This window comes from uncultured Ruminococcus sp., from assembly GCA_902785355.1.
Taxonomy (GTDB): Bacteria; Bacillota; Clostridia; order Oscillospirales; family Acutalibacteraceae; genus Ruminococcoides.
In genome coordinates this window covers 1-6,328 of record CACZYF010000062.1, presented here as the reverse complement: position 1 = coordinate 6,328, position 6,328 = coordinate 1, and the positions used below count along the sequence as shown (strand labels likewise).

4 protein-coding genes and 1 pseudogene are annotated in these 6,328 nt (G+C 52.0%); 3 read left to right on the top strand and 2 right to left on the bottom strand.

The window, feature by feature from the left end:
- The first annotated feature begins 430 nt into the window (after nt 1-430).
- The 3 genes from R2I50_RS09875 to guaA all read left to right on the top strand — a co-directional run bounded on the left by R2I50_RS09875 (nt 431) and on the right by guaA (nt 4,787).
- Complete coding sequence (locus R2I50_RS09875) at nt 431-1,705, top strand: adenylosuccinate synthase (RefSeq protein WP_316608974.1); 1,275 nt, start codon at nt 431-433, stop codon at nt 1,703-1,705.
- A gap of 10 nt (nt 1,706-1,715) precedes the next feature.
- Nucleotides 1,716-3,131, top strand: a complete 1,416-nt coding sequence (purB, locus tag R2I50_RS09870) for an adenylosuccinate lyase (RefSeq protein ID WP_316608973.1) — start codon at nt 1,716-1,718, stop codon at nt 3,129-3,131.
- A gap of 123 nt (nt 3,132-3,254) precedes the next feature.
- Entirely contained in the window at nt 3,255-4,787 is a 1,533-nt protein-coding gene (gene guaA, locus R2I50_RS09865; protein ID WP_316608972.1) for a glutamine-hydrolyzing GMP synthase, read from the top strand.
- 262 nt (nt 4,788-5,049) lie between these two features.
- Here the strand turns inward: guaA and R2I50_RS09860 are convergent, their stop codons facing one another.
- Complete coding sequence (locus tag R2I50_RS09860; RefSeq protein WP_316608971.1) at nt 5,050-5,481, bottom strand: DUF6608 family protein; 432 nt, start codon at nt 5,479-5,481, stop codon at nt 5,050-5,052.
- 30 nt (nt 5,482-5,511) lie between these two features.
- Nucleotides 5,512-6,010: pseudogene (locus R2I50_RS09855) on the bottom strand (helix-turn-helix domain-containing protein).
- Between the last annotated feature and the right edge of the window lie 318 nt (nt 6,011-6,328).

Here is a 6,328-nt window from a genome sequence, read left to right as displayed (position 1 = left end):
AGCGAGTAGATGTAGAAGCCGACCTTGCTCTTAGCGGTGACATCCCAGCCGGACTTGCCTGCGTCGAAATAAAGCTTGGTGGATTCTGTTTCCACTGCGTTGAAATTGATAGCGGAAATAGCTATTACGGAAACAACCAACATGACTGCCAAAAGAACTGACAAAAGTTTCTTGAACATTTTAAGTGTACCTCCTTAAAGATTATATTGGTGCGATTACATTATGCCATAAAGTTTTAAAAATTACAACTGCTTTTATTATTATTTATAAGAAAATTTATAAAAAAAATTCCGAACGGCAATTATTCTTCTGTAATATAGCCGAAATTCAGCGGTTTGAAGCGAATATACTACCATTAAAAAATTTTTTGTGCTATACTGTGGTAGAGTGAGATAATAATGTTTTATATTGATTTTCTGGGAGGTATATTATGTCAAATTGTGCGATCGTCGGAATCAACTGGGGCGATGAAGGCAAGGGGCGTATGGTCGATTTGATCAGCTCCGATTATGACGTTGTCGTCCGTTATCAGGGCGGCGGCAACGCGGGTCACACCGTCATCAACGAGTATGGTAAATTTGCGCTGCACCTGCTGCCTTCGGGAATCTTCCGCGAGGGAGTCGTCAGCGTCATCGGCAACGGCGTTGCCGTTGATCCCGAGAGTATTATGAAGGAGATCGAGTACGTTCGCTCCAAGGGCGTGAAGCTGACGCCCGATAACCTCAAGATCAGCTCCCGCGCGTCGCTCCTTCTGCCGTGGCACAAGGAGCTCGACTGCCTCGAGGAACAGCGCCTCGCCGATAAGAAGTACGGCTCGACCAAGCAGGGCATCGCGCCCTTTTACAGCGACAAATATCAGAAAAAGACCGTGCTGGCGGGCGAGCTCTTCGACGCAAAGGCGTTCTTCGAGCACCTCGAAGGTATCATGGAGTGGAAGAACCTGACGATCGAGAAGGTCTACGGCGCCGAGCCGACCACGCTCGATCAGCTCAAGGAGTGGTACGACCTCTACTGTATTCCGCTCATGCCCTTCATCGGCGACCTCGATGATTTTTATGATGATTGCGAGAAGAAGGAGAAGAATATCCTGTTCGAAGCGCAGCTCGGCTCGCTGAGAGATATCGACTTCGGCATCCATCCCTACACCACCTCATCCTCCACCATCGCCGCTTACGCGCCCATCGGCGCGGGCGCTCCGTATATGAAGCTCGACGAGGTCATCGGCGTAGTCAAGGCGTACTCCACCTGCGTGGGCGAGGGTCCGTTCACCTCCGAGTGGTTCGGCGAAGAGGCTGACAAGCTCCGCGAGGCGGGCGGCGAGTACGGCGCCAAGACCGGCAGACCCCGCCGCGTGGGTTCGTTCGACGTCGTCGCGACCCGTTACGGCGTGAAGAAGCAGGGCGCTACCGCCGTCGCGCTGACCAAGCTCGACGTCCTGAGTTATATGGAGCAGATCCCCGTCTGCACCAAATATCTCGTCAAGGGCAGCAAGACCGATAAGTTCCCCTTCCCGAGCCTGCTCGATCAGGCGCAGCCCGTCACCGAGTACCTGCCCGGCTGGGGCTGTGATATCAGCGGTATCAGACGCTTTGAGGATCTGCCGCAGGCAGCGCAGGATTATGTGCTGTATATCGAGAAGGCGATCGGCTGCTATATCAAGTACGTTTCCGTCGGTCCCGAGAGAGAAAGCATCATCATTCGATAAGGAGCCAATTATGAGAGGTAATTACGAAAGTCCGTTTTCGGCGCGTTACGCGTCGCAGTATATGAAATCCCTGTTCTCCGCCGAGACCCGTATCGAGACATGGCGCAAGCTGTGGGTCGAGCTGGCTCGCGCCGAGGGTGAGCTGGGTCTGCCCATCACCCCCGAGCAGGTCGCCGACCTCGAGGCGCATATCGAGGATATCGACTTCGAGTATGCCGCCGAGAAGGAGAAGGAGTTCCGCCACGACGTCATGGCGCATATCCACGCCTACGGTAAGGAGGCTCCCTCCGCCGCCGGTATCATCCACCTCGGCGCGACCTCCTGCTACGTCACCGATAACGCCGATCTCGTGCTCTATCGTGACGCGCTGGTCTACATCCGCCGTGAGCTGTTGAAGGTCATCGCGAACCTGACCGACTTCTGTGAGAAGTACAAGGCGATGCCGACCCTCGGCTACACCCACTACCAGCCCGCTCAGCTGGTCACCGTCGGCAAGCGCGCGTCCCTCTGGCTGCAGGACTTTGTGTCCGACCTCGATGAGATCGACTTCGCGCTGAAGAACGTCAAGTTCCTCGGCTGCCGCGGTACGACGGGTTCGGAGGCGAGCTTTGTCGAGCTGTTTGACGGCGACGGAGAGAAGATCAACGCACTGAACCGGAAGATCGCCTCTGCCTTCGGCTTCGATGAGATCTTCGACGTACAGGGTCAGACCTATCCCCGCAAGGTGGACAGCCGTATCCTCAACGCGCTCTCGTCGATCGCGCAGAGCGCCCATAAGCTCGCGACCGATATGCGCCTGCTGCAGCACGACCGCCAGCTCTTTGAGCCTTTTGCCAAAACGCAGGTCGGCTCCTCCGCGATGCCCTATAAGCGCAACCCGATGATGTGCGAGCGTATCTGCTCACTGTCGCGTTATCTGATGGCTGACGCGCTGAATGCGCCGATGACCGTCTCCGTCCAGTGGATGGAGCGTTCTCTTGACGACAGCGCCAATCGCCGCGTGTCGATCCCCGAGGGCTTCCTCTGCGCCGACGCGGTACTGCGTATTTTACAGCGCGTGACTGCGGATATCTATGTCAACACCGACGTCATCAACAAGACCGTCATGACCTACCTGCCCTTTATCGCGACCGAGAACCTCATGATGGAGGGCGTCAAGCGCGGCGGCAACCGCCAGGAGCTGCACGAGATCATCCGCCGCTGCTCCATGCAGGCGATCGCCGCGATGGATAAGGGCGAGCCCTGCAATCTTCTCCATATGCTTGCCGAGGACGAGGGCTTCCCGCTCAGCGAAGAGGAGATGACCGACGTGCTCAACCCGAGCGCCTACATCGGCCGCTGTCCCGAACAGGTACAGGCGCTGGTCGACAAGACCCGCCCGCTGCTCGACGGCGTAGACCGCGAGAACGCGGAGATCAATATATAGTATAAAGTGACCGATGGTCAGTGATCAGTCAAAGCGGCATGATGACAGCAGTCTTATGTTGTTTTCTTCACTGACCATTGATTTTTAAAGGTATGAACTATTTCGTAAAACCGGAGGGATAATATGGAAAAAATCTTAGTGCTCGATTTCGGCGGACAGTATAACCAGCTGATCGCGCGTCGTGTGCGTGAGCAGAGCATTTATGCCGAGATCAAACCGTATAACAAGATCACTGTCGATGAGATCGTCGCCGAGGGCTACAAGGGCGTGATCTTCACCGGCGGGCCGAACAGCGTTTATGACCCCGCGTCACCTCACTTCGACCCCGCGATCCTTGACGCCGGCGTACCGATCCTCGGTATCTGCTACGGCTGTCAGCTGATGGCGTACATGGCGGGCGGCATGGTCGAGAGCGCCGAGGACAGCAGCGAGTACGGCAAGATCGACGTTTACGCGCAGAAGAACGTCCTGTTCACCGACGTACCGTCTAAGAGTATCTGCTGGATGAGTCACCGCGACTACATCCCTCACCCGCCCAAGGGCTTTACCACCATCGCGGTCACGGATAAATGCCCCGTCGCCGCGATGTGCGACGAGAGCCGAAAGCTCTACGGCGTGCAGTTCCACCCCGAGGTCACCCATACCGAGTACGGTAAGCAGATGCTGCATAATTTCCTCTACGACGTCTGCGGCTGCGCGGGTGACTGGAGGATGGACAGCTTTATCGACGATACGGTAAGGGAGCTTCGTGAGAAGATCGGCGACAAGGGCGTTGTGCTCGGACTCTCCGGCGGCGTGGATTCCTCTGTCGCCGCGGCGCTGATCTCCAAGGCGGTCGGCAAGCAGCTGACCTGCGTTTTCGTCGATCAGGGACTCATGCGCAAGAACGAGGGTGACTTCGTGGAAGAGACCTTCACCAAGCTCTTCGATATGAACTTTGTCCGCATCAACTGTCAGGACGAGTTCCTTTCGAAGCTCAAGGGCTTGACCGATCCCGAGGACAAGCGTACCGTGATCGGCACCGAGTTCTATAATGTTTTCTGGAACAAGATCCGCGAGAGCTACGGCAGCGGCTTCTTCGCGCAGGGGACGATCTATCCCGATCGTATTGAGAGCGGCAAGGGCGACGCATCCAAGATCAAGACCCATCATAATCAGGTCGGCGTGCCGAAGGATATCCACTTTGAGGATGTGATCGAGCCGCTGAAGGATCTGTTCAAGGATGAGGTGCGAGCCGTCGGCGAGAAGCTCGGACTGCCGCATGACCTCGTATGGCGCCAGCCGTTCCCGGGTCCGGGACTGGGCGTGCGCGTGATCGGCGAGGTCACCGCCGAGCGCGTCCGTATCTTACAGGAGGCTGACGCGATCCTGCGCGACGAGATGGATAAGTGCGGTTACGCAAAGGAGATGAGCCAGTTCTTCGCCGTTCTGCCGGGCGTCAAGACCGTCGGCGTCATGGGCGACAGCCGCACCTACAGCGAGCTGGTCGCGATCCGCGCCGTCACCACCGATGACTTCATGACCGCCGACTGGGCGAAGATCCCCTACGATATCCTCGGCAGGGTATCGAACCGCATCATCAACGAGGTCGATAAGGTCAACCGCGTCGTCTATGATATCACCTCTAAGCCCCCCGGCACGGTGGAGTGGGAGTGATATGTAAAACGCCGAAAACCCAGTATTTATGCGAGGTTACGAGCCTTTTGCGTTGCTTTTGATAACAATTTGATAACAGTCGCTATTACCGCAATTATTCTGTGAATCAGGTGGTTGTGGGATAAAGGAATAATCATTCTTTGGATTGTGACTGTAAAAATCCATATGATGAAGCCCTTAGCTGTGTACAAATGCAGCTAAGGGCTTTTTGTCGTTATTAATCGTGATAGACAGAAACGATTTTGCTAAACAGTATTAATTTTTATTTTCTCGTCTGTTTATCACTAATAGCTGTACTCTTCTTTTTTCTAATTATAGTTATAATAAAGACAATAATCGATACTATAATAAATCCTGCTGTATAATTAATAAAGACATCTCTATATGCCGAACCTGCAAGTTCAACTGTAAGTCCTCTTATAAATACATATATGAAAACAAGAAGCATTGTAGGAACATAAACAGTTAATACCTTCAACAAGAAATTCTTTATTTTAATATATCTGATAAGCGCAAAAGCTATTACCACTATAAGAACTAATACGGCTCTATCTATTTCGTGCCAATTTCCGGAAGGATCCTCATATGTACCTTGAACAAGATAGAATATGCTGTTTGCTATAGTAGCTAATGTATAAAGCATGAAATATAAGAATGCCGGTATCTTTAAATATCTGTTCCATAACTCTTTCATTTTCTTACCCTCCACATACTTCGATTTGTATCACTCTTTGATTATATCTTTGAACGCCTCAATCAGTGCGTCGCTCAGCTCTTTAGACGGCACTTTCACCCAATGCCCGGACGTATCATACTTAGGACTTGCTGATTTCGCCCTTGCGGTATTTTTCACGCATTTCGCACCAACTCGGAAGCTCATCCAAAAGATTTCTTGCTTCTCTGCTCTTGAACGGATCAATACGCATAATGATTTCGCCGTCCCTGTTTTCAATCGTCAGACCGTATATATCCTCTAAGGCAAACAGCGTGTGCATTAAACCGATATAGGAATCAATGTCGGGTACGGTCAAAGCGTCGGGCGATACATCTAAAGCGTGAGCCAAAGCCTTAGTTAAATCTTCTTTCGGCGTTCTTGTTCCTGCTTCGTACTGCGCCATACGGATGTCGGCAGTTCTTTCAGGCAAGCCTGCCATTATACCTAAGTATTTCTGTGTCATTCCTCTGAGATTACGGATAAAGCGGATTCTTTCGCCAATAGCCATTATTCTCACTCCTTGTCGAATTTTCTTGTAATTATAATAGCATATAAGTTTAATGTCGTCAAGAGCAATGTAAATAAAAAAGTTTAATTATTTTCTTCAAAACCACTTGACATAAACATATTTGTGTATTATACTAAACTTATAGCGTTACCCGCTATATTTATATACAACTGAATGACCGTCTGCACGGGATACTCCGCCAAGACCTCTTGCGTAAGTAAGAGCGAGCGAGATAACGCTCCTGACAACAAGGGGGCAGGAACGACGTGCGGGTAGAACGGCACAACTCTGCGTTTATTTACATCCATATATCAAAAA

What these genes read in the sequence shown, in the direction of transcription:
- purB (WP_316608973.1), top strand. Translation starts at nt 1,716, where the DNA reads ATGAGAGGTAATTACGAAAGTCCGTTTTCGGCGCGTTACGCGTCGCAG.
- R2I50_RS09875 (WP_316608974.1), top strand. Translation starts at nt 431, where the DNA reads ATGTCAAATTGTGCGATCGTCGGAATCAACTGGGGCGATGAAGGCAAG.
- R2I50_RS09860 (WP_316608971.1), bottom strand. Translation starts at nt 5,481, where the DNA reads ATGAAAGAGTTATGGAACAGATATTTAAAGATACCGGCATTCTTATAT.
- guaA (WP_316608972.1), top strand. Translation starts at nt 3,255, where the DNA reads ATGGAAAAAATCTTAGTGCTCGATTTCGGCGGACAGTATAACCAGCTG.